The following is an 18653-nucleotide window of genomic DNA, read 5'->3' on the forward strand; positions in this document are numbered from 1 at the left end:
ATTTTGAAGATCATCATAATATTTTTGGGATTGTTCCTGTGCGGGAATGGATGGGGGACACTTGGAGGAATATCCTGGGCGGAAGTATCAGTTTTATCAACACCTGTTCGTCCGGATAGTCAGTCGTTGGACGGAAAAGATTTTGAACGGGTGATCCTGGCGGAACTGAAGCGCCGGTATGGACGATCGCAGCACCAGGTGTCGTTTCGGGTATTGTTTCCCAAGCAAGGGGTTGAGGTTCCCAAGGGGAAAATCCACCTTGAGATTGGAGATTGGTCAGGGGGAGGGAGAACAGGACGACGTGCCTTTCGAGTTGGCATTTTTGTGAATCAGCAATTTCTCCGAACGGTGAATGTTGTGGGGGAGGTGAAGGCCCAAGTCGAAGTGGCGACACCAATACGCTGGTTGAAACCCAAAGAGGTGGTGACCGGTGAGGATCTGTCTGTGATGTTGGTGGATGCCCCTTCACTGACCCATGATTTTATTCTTGATCTTGACGAAGTGATAGGGAAACAGGTCTTACGTCCATTGCCACCAAGACAACCGATTCGAAAAATCATGTTGGACTATCCGCCGATGATTCATAAAGGCGACCGGGTGATGATTGAAGTCAGGAGTGATGGTTTGCTGGTTCAGACCGTGGGAATAGCCAAAGCGGCTGGTAAAAAAGGAGAAACCATTCCTGTCAAAAATCAGACATCGGGCCGGGAGGTGTTGGGTACCGTGTTGGCATCGGGACTCGTGGAGGTTGGATTTTGAGCAATGATCTGTTGAGGGCGAAGTCTTGGGTATGGGGAGTCCTGCTGCTGGCGGTCCTGTTTGGGGGGGTCGGATGCGCCAAGGAAAAGACGATGAGACAGGTCGAAGCTGAGTCGAATGTTCTGGAAAAGAGTCCGGCATCCTCCATGGGGTCCCTCTGGGACCCGGGGAACGGCCGAGCGTACATGTTTGAAGATAGGCGAGCGGGGCGAATCGGAGACATTGTCGTCGTGCAAATTGTCGAACAACACAAGGGTTCCAAAAAAGCCAACACGAAAGCAGACCGGGATTCCAACCTGTCAGCTGGAGTAAGTGGGGGACTCTTTGGGATTAACACCCTCAGCCAGAAGTTTGCAGAATATTTTAATATTGATGCTGGGACTTCTCATGAATTTGAGGGCGACGGATCGACGAGCCGGGAAGATACCCTGACGGGCACCATTGCCGCCAATGTCATTGAAGTCTTTCCCAACGGTGACCTCCGGATTCGGGGGAAACGGGAGGTCACGGTTAATAGTGAAAAGCAAACCATGACCATTAAGGGCATCGTCCGCCGGATCGATCTGGATACGCAGAACATGGTGTTGTCATCCAAAGTCGCCGATGCAGAAATTTCTTATACCGGATTAGGAGTGGTGGATGATGTTCAGAGGCCGGGATGGGCTACAAGGATTTTTGACTGGTTGACGCCGTTTTAAATTATTTGGGGATGAGTTCATATTTTATTTTGATCTAATGGGAGAATGTGTGATTCGTCCATCATCTTTTAGAAATGGTAGAAAACCTTCAAGGAAATCCGGACGAGCATGGGTTTCGGGATGGGGTGTAGTCTTAGTTTTAATCGGCGGATGCCTCATGGTCAGTGCCAGTGCGGTCATTTTACCGGGAGAAATTCAGGCGGCCCGCATCAAAGATATCGCCTCCATTGAAGGCGTGCGGGAAAACCAGTTAGTCGGGTATGGCTTGATTGTTGGGCTGGACCGGACGGGTGATTCCGTCGTCGGTGGGCAATTTACGGCGCAAGCCATTATTTCCATGTTGAATACCATGGGGCTCAAACTCAATATTGATCCCATTCAATTGTTAACAAAAAATACCGCGTCGGTGATGGTGACCGCCAAATTGCCGCCGTTCGCGAGACCCGGCATGAAATTGGATGTGCAGGTCTCCTCCATGGCCAATGCCAAAAGTTTGCGAGGGGGAACGTTGTTGTTGACCCCGCTGAAAGCAGCCAATCAACAGGTATATGCTGTCGCCCAAGGGCCGCTCTCCACCTCGGGATTTGAAGCTGGTGCTGGAGGGACCACCGTGAAGAAAAATCAACAATCCGGGGGGATTATTCCTGGTGGAGCGATTGTCGAACGAGCGGTGGATGTGGACATGCAAGCGTGGGAGAAATTTTCGTTGACCATGCATCAGGCCGATTTCATCACGGCATTGCGGGTGTCTGAAGCCATTAATGCTCATCTTGGGGATGGTGTGGCCTCGGCTGTCAATTCCGGACAGATTCACGTGGGGATTCCCGAACGGTTCCAGGGCAAGATCGTCCAAATGATTGCTGCGGTTGAAGGGCTGGATGTGAATGTGGACGTCCTGGCCAAGGTTGTGGTGAACGAACGAACGGGAACGATTGTCATGGGGGAACATGTCCGGTTGGCGAGGATGGCCATTTCTCATGGCGATCTCACGATCAAGGTGGGAACGCAGTTTAATGTCTCTCAACCAGAGAATGGCTTTATTGGGCGGGGAGCACAGGGTGCCGGTAGAACGGTCGTGACTCCTGATGTCCAAACCGATGTGCAAGAAGAGGATGGTCGAGTCATTCAAGTAGACAGTTCCGTGACGCTTGGGGATTTGGTAAAGGCGTTGAATTCATTGGGTGTGACTCCTCTCGATTTGGTCGCCGTCCTAACGGCGGCTAAGGCTGCCGGTGCCCTTCAGGCCGACTTGGAGTTGATCTAGACCAGGATCTGAAGAGGACACGGTGAGCATGCCTGTCTGGCGGAAAGGATATGGTTTATGAGTGCTGACATGTTCCCTATGGATATGACGGGTCTCTCACACTCCGTCACCACCGGGAGGATAGATAAGGTGGAAGATTCCGTTCGTCGAGGAGAATTGCGGCGTGCGAGTCAGGAATTCGAATCCTATTTTTTGTCCTATCTGATGAAGGTGATGCGAGAGACGGTCCCCAAGGGCGAGTTCACAGCCAACCCAATGGGGGAAATGTATTATTCATTTTATGACGAAGAAATTGGCAAGCGTGCCGCTCAAGCGGGAGGGATTGGCCTTTCTGCGTATGTGTTAGACACGGTGGCCAGAAATGAAGATCTCACGCGTTCTCCCACCTCTGGTCCCCCTTTTTCGAAATCTTAAGAGGTTCTGTAAAGTTTAACGGCGTTGCTTCCGATACATACAGAGAAGGAGGCAAGAAGCCATGACCATACGGGGCCTTGATCCCAGTGGAGAGCTGGGGAAACTATTTTTTCACGTCCAAGCTAAAAACCTTCAAACGCAGGAATCCAGCCCGCCAAACGCCACCCAGCGTCCTTCGTCCGCTGACCCTGTCGATCTTTCCGTTTTGGCCCAGGAAATACGCGACTATTCCACTCGGGTGGCGCAGGTTCCTGAGCTGAGAGAGGAGAAAATCAGGCGTATTAAGGAGGTATTGGAAGCGGGGGCACAATTGGCGACCTCAAGTCAGGTGGCTGATGCCTTGACCCGAGAGACGATTCTTAACGAGCTGGGCTTGAAATAAACACCTGATGCTCAGAAGAGAAATGGCTGACCGATGATTCATTCCCAATCGGCAACGTGGGAACGATTGCTGGAAATGCTGGCTGAAGCCCAATCGGTGTTTCAGCGGTATGGTGTGTTGCTTTTTCAAGAAGCCCACAGCCTCCGGATTATGGATCGGCCTAAATTGGTCGAGGTCAACGGTCAGAAGGAACAGGCGCTGGAGACGATGTGTCAGTTGGAACAGCAGGTAGAGCGTGAGCTTCACCGGTTGGCCGGGTCCGCCGCGTACGAGTCAATTTGGAGTTGGTTGAAAACCGTTCCGGACCCACGGGCACAATTGGCACAAGGAATGTTGACGGACCTTCTTCGGCTGGCACATTTGATCCAGGAACAAGGGAAAAAGAATGAAGCCCTGATTCGCCCAATCTATCAAAGGGTCCGTGAGGCAGTTCAGGTTATGTATACAGGGTTAGGTACCGGACCGGTGTATCAGGGATCCGGAATATTACAGTTTCCTTCGGTTCCGGGCTCGGTCCATCTCCGGGGATAGGAGTCTTATGGCGGGCATCAGTGACATTTTCAATATCGCGCGTTCCGGAATTCGTGCCAACCAACAAGGGCTCGCCACCACGTCACATAACATCGCCAATATTAATACCAAAGGCTATTCCAGACAGGAAGTCGTTCTTGAGACTGCGCGGCCGGCTGAAGGCACGATTGGGAGCGGAGTCCGGGTTGCCGCTATTCGTCAGTCCGTCGATGATTTCCTGGAAAACCAGTTGACCTCTGTCAATGAGGACCTTGGATCGATAACCGCCAGGAATCATTACTTGGTTCAAGCGGATGGAATTTTTACCGAAACGGATAATTCCGGACTGTCGTTTAGTCTGACAGAGTTTTTTAATGCGGCTCGGGATTTGGCGACGAATCCGGAAAGTACCATACAGCGGACAGTCCTGTTGGCGAAGGGGCAATCCCTCACGGACCAATTTGTGACGGCGGCCCAAGGATTACATCAAATCCGCATGGATGCCGATGGGGAGATTGCCAGGCATGTCGATACTATTAATGGGTTGGCCACAAAGATTGCCTCTCTGAATGATGTCATTTTTAAGACGGAATCCAGTGGACGTGATGCGCTGGATTTAATGGATCAACGAAGGGTCCTCATTAATGATTTGGCTGGTTTGGTCAATATTGAGCAGGTGCCTCTGAACGATGGCATCGGCATTAATGTTGGAGGTCAACTCTTGGTAGCGGGTAATCATGCCAATACGTTGTCGACCGAATCCGACCCGGACAATCCTCCGATGCATGATGTGACATTTGTGCGCAGTGACGGGAGTGAGTTTTCAATCTCTCACAATATTCATGGAGGACAAATCGGCGGATTACTCGCCCAACGTGATGGGGATATCGTGAAATTTCAAGACCAGGTGGATCGATTGGCCGCCGTTTTGGTTAATGAATTTAATCAACAGCATCAGGCCGGGTATGGCCTGGATGGCACCACGAATAATAATTTCTTCTCCGCCTTAAATCCTCAAGCTCCTCTGGCCCATGACCGGAATACGGGAAGTGCTTCCGGCGGTTCGGTCACGATTGCAGATCCTACGCTGGCGACCTTTCAGGAGTATGAGGTGCAGTTTTCCGGAGCCTCTGCCTATTCAGTGGTCAATACGGCGACGGGTGCGACTGTGACGTCTGGTGTGTATACCTCCGGATCGCCCCTGAGTTTTGATGGGTTAGATGTCGTGATCAGCGGCACGCCGGCTGCGGGGGATGTGTTTTATGTCAATGCTCAAAAAGGCGCGGCTCAGCAATTTGGTGTCGCCCTCTCGGATACGGATAAGATCGCGGCTGCTTCTACGGTCGCAGGGATTCCCGGTAATAACACCAATGCATTGAATCTGGTGGCTATTCATACGAATCGGCACGTGGACCTTGGGAATGTGACACTCAATGATTACCACACGATTACGATTGGAGATGTCGGGAGCGCCACCCAGCAATCGACACAGGCGATGCGGAGTAAACAGCTTGAAATTGATCAATTGACGGCCCTACGAGAAAGTGTCTCCGGGGTCTCATTGGATGAGGAATTGACCAATCTCCTTAGTTTCCAGCGCTCATTCGAAGCCTCAGCCCGGATGATAACGGTAGCGGATGAATTGATGCAGACGATGCTGGCGATGGGTCGCTAACTGTCTTGATGAGGCAACCATCTAAGGGTAAGTCATCATTGATGACCGGTCGAAGACGGTCGGATAAGGACGAACAATCGTATGCGTGTGACTGATCGTCAACAGGTTGATGCGCTGCTAAGGGCGATTCAAGGTATTCAGCGTAATATCGGGGAACGCCAGGAACAAATTTCTTCGGGAAAGCGGGTGAATCGCCCATCTGATGATCCTGCGGCATCCGAACGGATTAATCAGTTTCGAAATGTTCTACGGACCACTGAACATCGCTTGAACACGGTCAATGAAGGAATGGGCCGGCTCAATTTATCCGATAGCGTTCTGGAGCAGGCTGGCAATACCGTCCAGCGGGCGAAAGAACTGGCGTTGAATATGGCGAGCGACACGAATACGTCCGTGGAGCGACGAAATGCGGCTCAGGAAGTTCAGCAACTGATCCTGGGCTTGGCCGGCATTGCCAATACGCAACTTAATGGACGATTTGTGTTTGCCGGCAGTCAAACAAAAACCGAACCGTTTGTTCCGGGTTCGGCCACGGGATCCGCCGGTATCGCCAATGGAGGAGGTGCCAGTGTTGGGGTATCTGTGGCGTCTGCGCCGGCCTTACAACCGGATGCCTATCAAATCCAGTTTACCTCCTCGACACAATTTGATGTGCTGAATCTGACAACGAATCAGACTGTCTCCTCAGGGAATACTTATGCATCCGGCGCGCCATTCTCGTTTGATGGGTTGGATGTCACCATTTCGGATGGTGGCGGGCCCCCTGCCACTGGCGATCAATTTTTTGTACGAGTCGGCTATACCTATCAAGGCGATGGTGCGGGGGTGGAGGTGGAAGTTGGTGATGGTCGGACCGTGGAAAGTAATGTCCCTGGAGACCAAATCTTTTCGGGTCCGACGGTGGATCTATTTCAAAATCTTCAGGATTTTCATCAGGCCTTGGTGACCAATGATGTGTCGGGTATTCGAGCGGCCATCGGTCAGTTTGATCCGGCTCTCTCCCAAGTAAACGATGCCAGGGCTACGATCGGTGCCAGAGTCAATCGATTGGATACCATCAAAGAGGGTTTAGATCTGTTGAGTGTGAATACGCAAACTCTTCGATCCAATTTTGAGGATGCCGATATCGCCCAGGTGGCTTCTGATTTGGCTACGCTACAAAACACGCTTGAAGCGTCGATGAGCACACTGGCACGGCAATTTCAGACGAATTTATTAGATTTTATTAAGTAGGCCGTGAAGGTCTCTTTTTTTTTATTGGACTCAATAGTGTCACCCCCGTAATTGAATAGGTACGAAATCTTTATGCGAATTCTTGTTGTTGATGATGATCCTCTCACATTACATATGGTGGTGTATCGATTACGGCAATGGGGCCATGATGTCACTTCCTGCACTGACGGGGATTCGGCATGGAAGGTGTTGGCACGAGGATCCGTGCCGAATGTGGCGATTGTCGATTGGATCATGCCGGGGCTCAATGGCCCTGAACTGTGTCAAAAAATCCGTGGGAGAACCGATTGTCCCTATGTGTATATTGTCATGTTGACGGGGCGGAACAATCCTGAGGATCTCATTGCCGGATTGGACGCGGGAGCGGATGATTATCTCACAAAGCCTTTCCATTTAGGTGAATTGGATGCACGGTTACGAGCAGGGAAGCGAATTGTCGATTTGCAAAATGAATTGATTTCGGCTCGAGAAACCCTTCGGATTCAGGCCATGCAAGATCCCTTGACGCAAATCCTGAATCATGGCGCCATTGTGGATTCGTTGATGCGGGAAATAGATCGGGCCCATCGGGAGCAGCAACCCTTGAGTCTCATTCTGGCTGATTTGGATGGATTTAAGAATGTGAATGATTCCTATGGGCATGTTGCGGGGGATCAGGTGCTGATTGAGGTCGCTAGACGGATGCGTTTTTGTTTGCGTTCTTATGATGCTATTGGCCGATATGGGGGAGAGGAATTTCTCATGGTGTTGCCCAATAGTGATGCGGCCCAGGCCGTGCGGCTCGCTGAACGGATTCGAGTGGCGATTTCCCAGAAACCCTTTCGCGTTCACAATTCAGATCTAACGGTGACGGTCAGTCAGGGGGTCACGACGTGGACCGATCCCTGTCCAATTCCCATTGATCATTTAATCCAATCTGCAGATGGTGTCCTCTATTTAGTCAAAAATAGCGGTCGAAATGGGGTGGAGTTTGCGCAATTTCATGGGCATGCGGATGAGACCTTTTCCCGACTCACGAGTTCCCCAACTTCAATAAAGCAATGATTATGGCTTCCATTCTTGTGATTAATGATGATCCGGTCCAACTCCATCTTCTAGCGAGTTGGCTTGAGAAGGATTACTTTGCGGTCCATCGTTTTGTCTGTTCCGAAGAGGCCTGGCAGTGGCTCCAAGAAGGTAATGTGCCGGATGTCATTGTTCTTGATCTTCATATGCCGGGAATTAGCGGATGGCGGTTCTGTGAATTATTGCATTCGTTCTTCGGGTCCACACAGGCGGTGCCGTCTGTCCTTGCCGTTTCCGCCACGTATACCGGAATCGATGCTCAAGACATTTTAAAGGATCTTGGGGCCTCCGCCTTTCTTGCCCTCCCGACGGATCCGCAACGCTTTCGTCAGCAGGTACGACAGCTGGTGGAAAGTCCTCCAAGTCCCCTGCGTCCACAGATCTGGATGGTTTCGGCTGACCATTCGGCTATTCAAGGGATTCATCACCTCTTTGTTGAACGGGGGTGGCGTGTGGTGGAATGGGAAGCGGGCAAGCAGGTTCAGGTGGCGGTGAATCTTGTGGATCCGGATATTATCCTCATTGACGATCCCCTGCCGGATGCGACAAGCGATGAGTTCGGGATCTGGTGCAAAGGCCAATTTCCTCAGGCCATGTGTATACTCCTTGGGAACGAATCTATGGCAGAAAGATCCCTTCCTGAGGCGATCCATGTAGATGCGTATCTACCAAAAGCCTGCGATCCATTCAATATCATCTCTTTGTGTGAAAAAGGGCGGTGGGAACGCGCATTCTCTCGAGTGGAACATTTACTGGACATCCGCACTGATGATTTACGCGAATCTGAAGCTCAATTTAGGGAGCTGTTCGAAACGCTCCCGGATATATTGGTGATTTATGATCATCGCGGAATGATCACCCACGTGAATTCTCTCGGAGCACAACAATTAGGATATCGCCCCCCGGTCCTGATGGGGAAAGCGTTTTCAGTAATCAAACCTGAGTCAGCTGACGCGGAATCCAGTCCTACGGCGCCAAACCCTGCCCGTGGGGGCCGGAGATGGGAGGAAACGTTTCTTCGTCAAAAAAACGGCAGCAATCTTCCCGTTGAGATGATGGAACGAACAGTTCAATTTCAAGGCCAACGCCAAACTCTTTTCATTGCCCGCGATTTGACGGCAAGAAAGCACATGGAGGAAGAGAAATCTGCCCTTGAACATCAGTTGCGGCAGGTTCAAAAAATGGAAGCCATCGGTCGACTGGCCTCAGGGGTTGCCCACGACATGAATAATACATTAACGGCCATTATGGCCCATGCAAGTTTGTTGAAGATACAGGATAAAGCTGACACCCCCTTGTGGGCAGCGGGTGATGTCATCGAGAAAGCCGTTCGTCGTGGAAAGGAATTGACTTCCCAGCTCCTTGGGTATGCCAGGCAGGGCAAACATCATCATGTCACGGTGGATACCCATGAAGTGATTCAGGAAGTAATGAATCTGCTCGGGAGGACAATCCATAAAATGATCACATTTCGCGCGGATCTGTCGGCAATGAGGCCTCATGTGGTGGGGGATCCTAACCAACTCTATCAGATTCTCATGAATTTAAGTGTCAATGCCTGTGATGCCATGGGAGAACGTGGGGAATTGCTTATACAGACTTCGAATGAAACGGTCACACCCGAATATGCCTCACGTGTCCCGGGATTGTGCGCAGGTGATTATGTGGTGATTCGGGTTACGGATACCGGGACGGGAATGTCATTAGAGACGCAACGACATATTTTTGAGCCATTTTTTACCACCAAAGAGCAGGGGCAGGGAACGGGAATGGGATTGGCGATGGTGTATGGTATCGTCAAAAATCATTACGGCTATATCGGGGTGACGAGTTCCCCTGGGTGTGGAACGACCATGCGTGTCTATCTTCCGGATGCACCGTGTGCGACTCTCATGACCAGATCGACTCAGAAGACAGAGCCTTCTCACGGGACCGGTCATATTTTAGTGGTGGATGATGAGAAGGATGTGGGAGAAGCTGCTCAGGCCATACTGGAATTTCTCGGCTATCAGGTGACAGTAGTGTTGAATGGGAAGGACGCCGTCGCCATCTGCCAGGACCCGACAACTCCTGTAGATGTTGTGCTGTTGGATATGGTGATGCCGGTAATGTCCGGGGCGGCATGTTTTGAAGAATTGCGAAGGATTCGACCAGATCTCAGGGTCATTCTCTGCACGGGTTATGACCGGAACCATGCTGTACAAGATTTATTGAATCAAGGTGTGATCGGGTTTATTCAAAAACCGTATGATGTCGACGAATTGGCTCATGCCTGTCAGGTTGTTCTGACAAATGACAACCGGGTCGAACCCTGTGGTACGGGGAGAACGTGCCAAGCATAGATTTTTCGAGAGGGAACTCATGGGCACGCTCACTTCAGCATGAAGATGACAACCCCTATTTGGAGAACAGACCAACATGAAAATTCAGACTAGTCGCTTCGGTATGCTGGATGTGTCCGATGACACGCTTTTAACCTTTCCCTTTGGCCTCGTAGGGTTCCCAGCTTTCCGACGGTATGTGGTGCTCGACCCCCCAGAGGATGCCGATTATCGGTGGTTTCAGTCCGTGGATGAACCAAGCTTAGCTTTGGTGATTATGGACGTGCATCTTTTGCAGCCGGATTTTCGCACCAACCTATCCGAAGAAGGACTGGCGGAACTCGGCATGACTCCGACCGATTCCATTTCCATCATGGCCGTCGTCACGATTCCCTCTGATCAGCCCGATCAGGCCACGGCGAATCTTCGTGCCCCTCTTGTCGTGAATGAACGAACAAGACAGGGGAAACAACTGATTCTCCATGAATCAATCCCCTTGCGTTATCCATTATTTCAAGATTCTATTCAGGGCCAAACTTACTCCGGGGCGGCGAGAGAGGCCGCATCGGTGTAAGGGATGCACACACACCATCGGGGAACAGGGCCAACCGGCTTAGTGCGTGTATAATGGCAGGAATTTTTTACCCGTGAATTTTACCTCAAAGCCAAGGAAGGCACCATGCTCATACTTACCAGAAAAATTGATGAAGCCATTCGTTTAGGGGATGACATTCGCATTGTCCTGGTCCAAATTAAAGGAGGGCAAGTGCGACTCGGAATTGAATGTCCGTCGCATGTCCGTGTACTTCGTGAAGAATTATATGAAGCCGTCCGTCAGGAAAATCTGAATGCTGTATCCTCGGATCCGAAGCATTTGGCTCACCTCCCCAGACCGAAAAAGCCGCCGGTTAAACCTACCGAATAAACCGAATTAGATCAGGCTTGTGTTCTTCGTCATGTGTGGCGATTCCTCATTGGGTCAATCCAGTTCATTCTGAGCTCCGCCTAAACATATACATCCTGCCATTGTGGCAGGGACCGGCAAAACCGGTGCTTCAGTGGGCTCGGTTAAGAGGGGGGGCATCCCGGGGAATATCATCCTCAACCGAGACCGTGGTTATTGAGATACCCATCTGCGGGCGCCCGATGAGCGAATCTATTCGCATCGCCTGCAGCGCATGTGCTATTGGGGCTTCGCGAAAACGTGATTTGCGGCCGTCTTTCAGGCGGGACCATTTCCCCTGAGGCGCTTGCGTATCCTCGAAACTGAGATGCTGCCCGTCCTACCCCAGAAAGATCTTCACGGATTTCATCGCCCAAGGAGGGAAAAACTCTCTCAGTCTTGGAGATTGTGCTAATCCACCGGCAGCCCAGTACGGGGAGGGGTTCTCCTTAGGCCTTGATTGAAAGAAGATTGAGGATCATCGACGCACGAGTAGGCCATATTCGGTTTTATTCCATAGTGCCATAAAGGCCATGCCTCAATGTGGTCTCACCGGTTTCTTCAGTCCTGCAGTTAATTAGCGTTTCTCTTGCTAGGCAAAAAATTCCGAGTTTGTCAGCAATGAATTCCTAGTAGGTAAAGGTTTTTCGATTGACCTGGAATTTGCCAGCATTGGGAGCTGGATCCCGGCTGTTGTAACTTGAACTGCATGGCATAAAACTTGAACTTCTTTACATCGTATAAAGAAGTCGTGAAGCTCTTCACGGTCTGTGAGGCATGTTCTGAAACCGGTGATCGAGGCAGAGATATAGTCGCAAAGAAAATGGAAAATTCTCAAAAATTTTGTGAATTGTTCTTTCAGGCTCTTCGTATACGCCTGGTGGAAGAACGGATCATTGAATTATATCCTAGCGATGGTATTCAAAGTCCGGTGCATTTATCGATTGGACAGGAGGCTGTTGCTGTAGGGGCATGTCGGGATTTGAAAAAAACAGATCTGGTCTTTTGTACCTATCGTAGCCATGCTTTTTATCTGGCTAAAGGGGGAAGTTTGGCGGAAATGTTTGCCGAACTGTATGGCAAAGTTACCGGGTGTGCGCGAGGAAAGGCCGGTTCGATGCATTTAGCGGCACCCGAGGTAGGGTTGATGGGTGCCTCGGCTGTGGTGGCCAGTACAATTCCTCATGCCGTGGGAGCGGCTCTGGCGGCGAAACGGTTAGGCCATGATCAGGTGGTGGTTGGTGTGTTCGGAGACGGAGCCACGGAAGAAGGCGTCTATCACGAATCATTGAACTTCGCGGTTCTTCACCGCTTACCCGTGATATTTCTATGTGAGAATAACGGATTAGCCGTGCATTCATCACAAAAATCCAGACAGGGGTACGATATTCTTGACCATGCACGATCATATGGTCTTCCGGTGTACCACATTGCCGAGGGATATGATTTTGTGAAGGTGGCGGACACGATGTCGGACATTATTCGACGTGTTCGGTTAAACCGAGAACCGGTATTTGTGGAGATTCGGACTTATCGGTACAAAGAGCATGTCGGGCCTGGCGAAGACTTCATGTGTGGCTATCGCCAACCTGAAGAGTGGTTGGCTTGGAAACGACAGGACCCTCTCGAACACTATGGGGACCTAGTCGAAACGTTTCGCCCAGCTATCCTGAATGAAATAGACGAAGCGGTACATTTCGCCATGAGCAGTCCATTTCCCTCCGTGGAGGAATTACTTCGCGATGTTGTGTAATGCGGCGGTCACATCCCGTGTGAACGGTCAGGCCGCGTCGGCTCTTCGTGCCAAGGAAGGCACGGAGATCATGAGCTATCGGGACGCGCTGCATTGGACCATGCATGACGCCTTACAGCGGCATGATGCCGTTCTTATCCTGGGCCAGGGGGTGGATGATCACAAAGGGATTTTTGGTTCCACCACCGGATTGAGTCAAGCGTTTGGGCCGGATCGAGTGATGGATACGCCGCTTGCCGAAGAAGGCATGACAGGGGTAGCCATTGGGGCCGCGTTAAACGGGCTGTATCCGATTCAGACCCATATTCGTGCCGATTTTTCCCTGTTAGCCATGAATCAGATCATTAATTTAGCTGCCAAATACAAATATATGTTCGGTGGCCGGTTTGACGTGCCCATGTTGATTCGCATGATCGTGGGACGAAGTTGGGGGCAAGGTGCGCAACATTCACAAAGCCTCCAATCTCTTTTTGCACATATCCCCGGGTTGCAGATTGTGATGCCCTCGAGTTCGCAATCGATTCTCGACACCTATCCCGCGGTGATTGACCGCTACCGGGGTCCCGTCATCTCATTCGAGCACCGGTTGATGTACGATCTGCAATTTTATGTGGCGTCTCCATCCACGCGACAGGAGACCGAGCCCTTTGGGTCCCGGTTAGTGCGGCCAGGTGAGGAGGTCACCATTGTGGCCACCTCCATCATGGTGTTGGAAGCCATGAGAGCAGCAGAACACTTGGCCCTGGTGTCCGATATTCAATGCGAGGTCATTGATTTGCATTGCGTGTCCAGTCCTGACTGGGATTTGGTCATGCACAGTGTTGAAAAAACGGGACGGTTGGTCGTGGCGGATACGAGTTGGCGGGAATATGGCGTATGCGCGGAGGTGTGCCGTGTGGTCGCCGAACGCAATCCCGGATGTTTGAAGGCACCGGTGGTGACCTTGGGAATGCAGCCCGCTCCCTGTCCTACGGCCAAGTGTTTGGAAGATCTTTTTTATCCCGATTTGCGCCAATTAGTGGATGCGTTGGCTGTCCTCGTCACCGGGAAGAAGAGCCATGGGTTGCCCTTGCCCGATACCCAATCGATGGCAGATGTGTATAAACGGTTCAAAGGCCCTTTTTAAGCAGGATTGTCGGATCACCTCATCAAAGGAATGCGAAGATGAAAGTGCTCATTACGGGAATTTCAGGAATGGTGGGCAGTCACTTAGCGGAGTATATCCTTGCGGATCACCCGGACGTGGACCTTCATGGACTCATTCGATGGCGAACACCTCTTGATCATCTTGTGGCCATCAAAGATCGCATTGCCCTGCATTATGGTGATCTTCGGGACTTGAATTCCCTCATTGTGGTGATCAAAAAAATCCAACCCGATTGGATCTTTCATTTGGCGGCACAATCCTTTGTCACGACAAGTTTTGACGCGCCGGTCGACACGCTGTCCACCAATGTGCTGGGGACGACCAATTTGCTCGACGCGCTCCGCATTACCGGAGTCGATGCCAAGGTGCATGTCTGCAGTTCATCTGAAGTCTACGGACAGGTGTTGGCAGATGAAGTCCCGATCACTGAGGCGAATCCCTTTAGGCCGGCCAGCCCGTATGCGGTGTCAAAAGTCGGGGAAGACATGATTGCCTTTCAATATTTTTTGTCCTATGGCATTCGAACCGTCCGTACCAGGATGTTTACCCATACCGGCCCACGGCGAGGGGATGTCTTTGCAGAAAGTGCCTATGCCAAGCAAATCGTCGAGGTGGAATATGGGCTCCGGAAAAATCCGATCCGCGTCGGAAATTTGGACAGTATTCGGACTTTTGCAGATGTCCGCGATGCCGTCAGAGCTTACTGGGTGTTGATGGAAAAGTGTCCGGCCGGGGAAGTTTATAATATCGGAGGAAACCGTACGATGACACTGCGGGACATGCTCGAGATTCTCAAAGGCATGGCCACCTGTCGCATTGAGCATGTGGTGGATCCTGCATTGTTGCGACCGTCGGATGTCACCCTGCAGATTCCCGATACGTCGAAGTTCAAAGCGGCGACCGGGTGGGAACCACGCATCCCCTTTGAAGAAACCTTACAAGGTATTCTGGATTTTTATCGAAGGCGTTACCACAAGAGGAGCAAAGCTGCGTGATTATCTCTCGGACTCCCTATCGGTTGTCGTTTTTCGGAGGAGGCACGGACTATCCTCAATGGTATCTTCGGGAAGAGGGCGCTGTTCTTTCCACCACAATTGACAAGTACTGCTATGTGAGTTGTCGATACCTTCCTCCATTTTTCAATATTAAACACCGGATTGTCTGGTCGCATATTGAAACGGTATCGACTATTGGAGAGATTCTCCATCCTGCCGTTCGAGAAGGCCTGCGATTTTTAGGTTTTGATGATTCTCAGGGGGTGGAAATTCAGCATCAGGGTGATCTGCCGGCCCGTTCAGGCATTGGATCCAGCTCTTCATTTTCGGTTGGTCTGGTGAAAGCGCTCACCGGGTTGAAAGGGGAGATGTTGGGGAAAATGGATCTGGCTCGCCAGGCGTTCACGTTAGAGCAAGATATCTTAAAAGAAACAGTTGGCTCCCAGGATCAAGTCGCCGCCGCCTTCGGCGGATTTAATGTTATTCGTTTTCTACGAGACGGCCAGATTCAAGTCGAACCGCTCACCTTATCATTGGGGCGATTGGCTGAACTGGAGCAAAATCTCGTACTACTGTATACCGGCACCAGTCGCTTAGGTTCAGACATTGCAAAAAGTGTCACCGAAAACTTTTCCCTCAGGTCTGCCGAACTGAAAACCATGCGTGTAATGGTGGACAGAGGGTTGGGTATTTTGAGTGGAACGAGTTCGTTGGAGGAGTTCGGGAAATTGCTTCATGAAAGCTGGATGCTGAAGCGGGCACTTTCCCATGAGGTTTCCAATTCCACAATTGATGAAATTTATCAAAAAGCCCTGGGCAATGGGGCGATTGGTGGAAAGCTTTCCGGGGCAGGAGGCAGTGGATTCATGTTGTTTTATGTTCCGATTTCCAAGCAGGCACATTTTCTTTCAGCGATGCATCCCTATATTTGTGTGCCGTTTTCTTTCTCACAATCAGGAAGCAGCATAATTTACTACGATGGGCCTGATAGAAGGGTATCCGGCGGATATTCTTCCGAGGGAGAAGGGGCCCATAAGGAAATGGAAAGAAGGCGGCTTCCCTCTCTCAAGACCCCTAAAAAAGCAAAAGATAAAATTCTTGTTGGACATCGATCCTGAGGGGCATGACCACATGCCGTCACTAACTTCCGTTCCGCCACAAATGGGTATGACCAGGGAGGTATTCGGGTGTCCGTGGTTTCGGGTACATGAAGAAGCATGGGATGACTTTTCTGAATTGGACCGTCAACCGTTTTATCGTATTGAAAGCTCAAATGGTGTCTTAGTGTTAGCCATGACCAAAAAGGAAGAGATTATTCTGGTGCGTCAATTTCGACAGGCGTTGCGCAGGAACACCATTGAATTTCCTGCTGGGAGTATTGAGGACGGTGAGTCTCCCGAAGAGGCCGCGGCGCGGGAACTACTTGAAGAAACGCGATATCGAGCCGGAACCCTTCGTCTGTTAGGGAGCGGACATATCATGATGAATCGGTACAGTGCGAGAGATTTTTTATTCATGGCTCAAGATTGCGAGGTGCTTTCCCAAACTCCCGAAGTTGCGGACCAAGACGTGCTTCTGGTTTCACCCCCGGAGTTTAAAGCCCTGGTGACATCCGGAGATTTTGAGCATATTCCTGCGTTATCCCTTTTCAGCCTTGTGGAGTGGCAATTCGGTTCGCGTTTGGTGGTATGACATGAACGTTCAGGCCCTTGAAAACAAAGCCGCAGAGCTGAGACTTCATATTCTCAGGGCCGCGTTAAAAGCCGGGAAAGGTCATGTTCCCCCAGCATTTTCCTGGGTGGAAATTGGTGTGGCGTTGTTTTATGGGGGACACCTGAACCTTCGGCCCCATGATCCAAAATGGGAAAACAGGGATCGATTCATTCTGAGTAAGGGGCATGGATGTTTGACCTTGTATGCGATGTTGGCCGATTTGGGGTTTTTCCCCAAAACCGAGTTAGACAATTTTTGCGGACCGGGAAGTCTCCTGGCCGGTCACCCCGATACCCAAATTCCGGGAGTGGAGGGGATTTCGGGGTCACTTGGGCATGGGTTAGGCCTGAGTGCTGGATTGGCCTTGGGAGCTAAACTTCATTCATACCCTTGGAAAGTTGTGACGGTCATGGGGGATGGGGAATGTCAGGAGGGATCGGTATGGGAAGCGGCGATGTTTGCGAGCCATCACCAACTCCATAATCTGGTGGCGATCATTGATCGGAATGGGTTAGGTGCAACCAACTATACCGAAAAAAATGTAGCATTGGAGCCCTTCGTCAGCAAATGGAAGGCTTTTGGATGGGAGGTGGTATCCATCAATGGGCATTCATTTCAAGAAATAAATAAGGTCTTGGAAGGTTTTCGTCAAAGAAGTTCGCTGAAGCCTCTAATGATTTTGGCTCAAACGGTGAAGGGAAAAGGGGTGTCATTTATGGAGGCCTCAGTCGATTGGCATCACAGGATTCCGAAGGGTGAGGAAGTGGAAGAGGCCATTCGGCAATTGATGGGTACAATTTCCTCTTTCGGTTCCGCGGTCACGATGGAGTTGGCTCATGGTGCATGATTTTCGTGATGCGGTCTTTGAGAGTGTTTTACAGATTGTGGCCAAAAACCCCCGCACAATTGTCCTCACCAATGATATGGGAGCCATGGGATTAAGCCAGATTCAAGAATTGTATCCTCGGCAAGTTTTAAATGTGGGAATTAGTGAGCAAAATATGATGAGTGTGGCGGCCGGAATGGCACTTTCCGGGTATGTGGTTTTTGTCTATGGAATTGCCTCTCATATCACGACGCGGTGTTATGAACAGTTGAAATTGGATGTGTGTGCCTTAAAGGTTCCGGTCATCCTTCTGGGAATGGGGCCCGGCTTGTCATACGGGATGGATGGACCCACCCATCATGCGACACATGACTGTGCTCTCCTCCAAACACTATCAGGCATGACCATTTATCTGCCTGCAGATGGCGTAGCCATCAAGGCCATGGTAGAGCAGGCCTACCAGAGTGGAACGCCCGCCTATATCCGGATCGATAAGGACCCCTATGAACCGATATATGCCCCCAATGAACATGATTTCAGTTTAGGACTGGAAACGATTCAACAGGGGGAATCCCTTTGTGTGGTGACCAACGGAATCATGGTTGCCAGGGTGCGAGAAGCGGCAAGAGAATTGCTGGAAGAAGGTATCGAAGTCGCTCTTGTGGATTTATATCGAATGAATCCTTGCAACGAGGCCAGACTCTGGGAAGCGTGTCGAAGCGCTCAAGCCATTGTGACGGTGGAGGAACATGGTCGGACCGGAGGGATTGGAAGTTTGGTTGGGAGACTGTTAAGTGAGCGGGGCCACGCTATTCCTTTCTGCGGGCTTTCGCTGGGTGATGAAATGTTGTTTGGTTCCGCGAGTCGAACCTGGGCCTATGGGCAATATGGCTTGGAAAAGGAAAGCCTGAAAAACACGTTTCGGCAAATGGCCCTGTTACCCACGACGGTCTGA

Annotated in this window: 19 protein-coding genes; all 19 read left to right on the forward strand. The window is 50.8% G+C overall.

Going from position 1 to position 18653, the window contains the following annotated elements:
* Positions 1-3: 3 nt before the first annotated feature.
* The 19 genes from flgA to PQG83_RS03490 all read left to right on the forward strand — a co-directional run bounded on the left by flgA (position 4) and on the right by PQG83_RS03490 (position 18653).
* Positions 4-759: a flagellar basal body P-ring formation chaperone FlgA gene (gene flgA / locus PQG83_RS03400; protein ID WP_312746794.1), complete on the forward strand. Its 756-nt coding sequence runs from the start codon at positions 4-6 to the stop codon at positions 757-759.
* Positions 756-1457, forward strand: a complete 702-nt coding sequence (locus tag PQG83_RS03405; RefSeq protein WP_312746795.1) for a flagellar basal body L-ring protein FlgH — start codon at positions 756-758, stop codon at positions 1455-1457. The genes flgA and PQG83_RS03405 overlap by 4 nt, the downstream gene beginning before the upstream one ends.
* A gap of 157 nt (positions 1458-1614) precedes the next feature.
* Positions 1615-2721 carry a flagellar basal body P-ring protein FlgI gene (locus PQG83_RS03410; protein ID WP_312746796.1) on the forward strand — a complete coding sequence of 369 codons (1107 nt, stop codon included), beginning with the start codon at positions 1615-1617 and terminating at the stop codon, positions 2719-2721.
* Between the two features lie 57 nt (positions 2722-2778).
* Positions 2779-3135: a rod-binding protein gene (locus PQG83_RS03415; protein WP_312746797.1), complete on the forward strand. Its 357-nt coding sequence runs from the start codon at positions 2779-2781 to the stop codon at positions 3133-3135.
* A 61-nt stretch (positions 3136-3196) separates the two neighbouring features.
* Positions 3197-3517 carry a flagellar biosynthesis anti-sigma factor FlgM gene (locus PQG83_RS03420; protein WP_312746798.1) on the forward strand — a complete coding sequence of 107 codons (321 nt, stop codon included), beginning with the start codon at positions 3197-3199 and terminating at the stop codon, positions 3515-3517.
* Between the two features lie 33 nt (positions 3518-3550).
* Positions 3551-4048 (forward strand): flagellar export chaperone FlgN, encoded by a 498-nt coding sequence (gene flgN / locus PQG83_RS03425; protein WP_312746799.1) that lies wholly within the window; start codon positions 3551-3553, stop codon positions 4046-4048.
* Positions 4049-4055: 7 nt separating this feature from the next.
* Positions 4056-5702 (forward strand): flagellar hook-associated protein FlgK, encoded by a 1647-nt coding sequence (gene flgK, locus PQG83_RS03430; RefSeq protein WP_312746800.1) that lies wholly within the window; start codon positions 4056-4058, stop codon positions 5700-5702.
* An 81-nt stretch (positions 5703-5783) separates the two neighbouring features.
* On the forward strand, positions 5784-6935 hold the full coding sequence (flgL, locus tag PQG83_RS03435) for a flagellar hook-associated protein FlgL (RefSeq protein ID WP_312746801.1): 1152 nt from the start codon (positions 5784-5786) through the stop codon (positions 6933-6935).
* A 72-nt stretch (positions 6936-7007) separates the two neighbouring features.
* Complete coding sequence (locus PQG83_RS03440) at positions 7008-7979, forward strand: GGDEF domain-containing response regulator (protein WP_312746802.1); 972 nt, start codon at positions 7008-7010, stop codon at positions 7977-7979.
* A gap of 2 nt (positions 7980-7981) precedes the next feature.
* Complete coding sequence (locus PQG83_RS03445) at positions 7982-10342, forward strand: ATP-binding response regulator (protein WP_312746803.1); 2361 nt, start codon at positions 7982-7984, stop codon at positions 10340-10342.
* Between the two features lie 76 nt (positions 10343-10418).
* The gene (gene fliW, locus PQG83_RS03450) at positions 10419-10895 is read left to right on the forward strand and encodes a flagellar assembly protein FliW (RefSeq protein WP_312746804.1); all 477 of its coding nucleotides are present in this window, start codon (positions 10419-10421) and stop codon (positions 10893-10895) included.
* Between the two features lie 105 nt (positions 10896-11000).
* Positions 11001-11246: a carbon storage regulator CsrA gene (csrA, locus tag PQG83_RS03455; RefSeq protein WP_312746805.1), complete on the forward strand. Its 246-nt coding sequence runs from the start codon at positions 11001-11003 to the stop codon at positions 11244-11246.
* An 841-nt stretch (positions 11247-12087) separates the two neighbouring features.
* A complete protein-coding gene (locus PQG83_RS03460; RefSeq protein ID WP_312746806.1) occupies positions 12088-13017 on the forward strand; it encodes a thiamine pyrophosphate-dependent dehydrogenase E1 component subunit alpha in 930 nt (309 codons plus the stop codon).
* Positions 13007-14143 carry an alpha-ketoacid dehydrogenase subunit beta gene (locus tag PQG83_RS03465; RefSeq protein WP_312746807.1) on the forward strand — a complete coding sequence of 379 codons (1137 nt, stop codon included), beginning with the start codon at positions 13007-13009 and terminating at the stop codon, positions 14141-14143. The genes PQG83_RS03460 and PQG83_RS03465 overlap by 11 nt, the downstream gene beginning before the upstream one ends.
* A gap of 38 nt (positions 14144-14181) precedes the next feature.
* Entirely contained in the window at positions 14182-15159 is a 978-nt protein-coding gene (locus tag PQG83_RS03470) for a GDP-mannose 4,6-dehydratase (protein WP_312746808.1), read from the forward strand.
* Positions 15156-16277, forward strand: coding sequence for a GHMP family kinase ATP-binding protein (locus PQG83_RS03475; RefSeq protein ID WP_312746809.1), 1122 nt, complete (start codon positions 15156-15158; stop codon positions 16275-16277). Before PQG83_RS03470 ends, PQG83_RS03475 begins: the two co-directional genes overlap by 4 nt.
* A gap of 13 nt (positions 16278-16290) precedes the next feature.
* Positions 16291-16851: an NUDIX hydrolase gene (locus tag PQG83_RS03480; protein WP_312746810.1), complete on the forward strand. Its 561-nt coding sequence runs from the start codon at positions 16291-16293 to the stop codon at positions 16849-16851.
* 1 nt (position 16852) lies between these two features.
* On the forward strand, positions 16853-17719 hold the full coding sequence (locus PQG83_RS03485) for a transketolase (RefSeq protein ID WP_312746811.1): 867 nt from the start codon (positions 16853-16855) through the stop codon (positions 17717-17719).
* Positions 17709-18653 (forward strand): transketolase family protein, encoded by a 945-nt coding sequence (locus PQG83_RS03490; RefSeq protein ID WP_312746812.1) that lies wholly within the window; start codon positions 17709-17711, stop codon positions 18651-18653. The genes PQG83_RS03485 and PQG83_RS03490 overlap by 11 nt, the downstream gene beginning before the upstream one ends.

Source organism: Candidatus Nitrospira neomarina, from assembly GCF_032051675.1.
Taxonomy (GTDB): Bacteria; Nitrospirota; Nitrospiria; order Nitrospirales; family UBA8639; genus Nitrospira_E; species Nitrospira_E neomarina.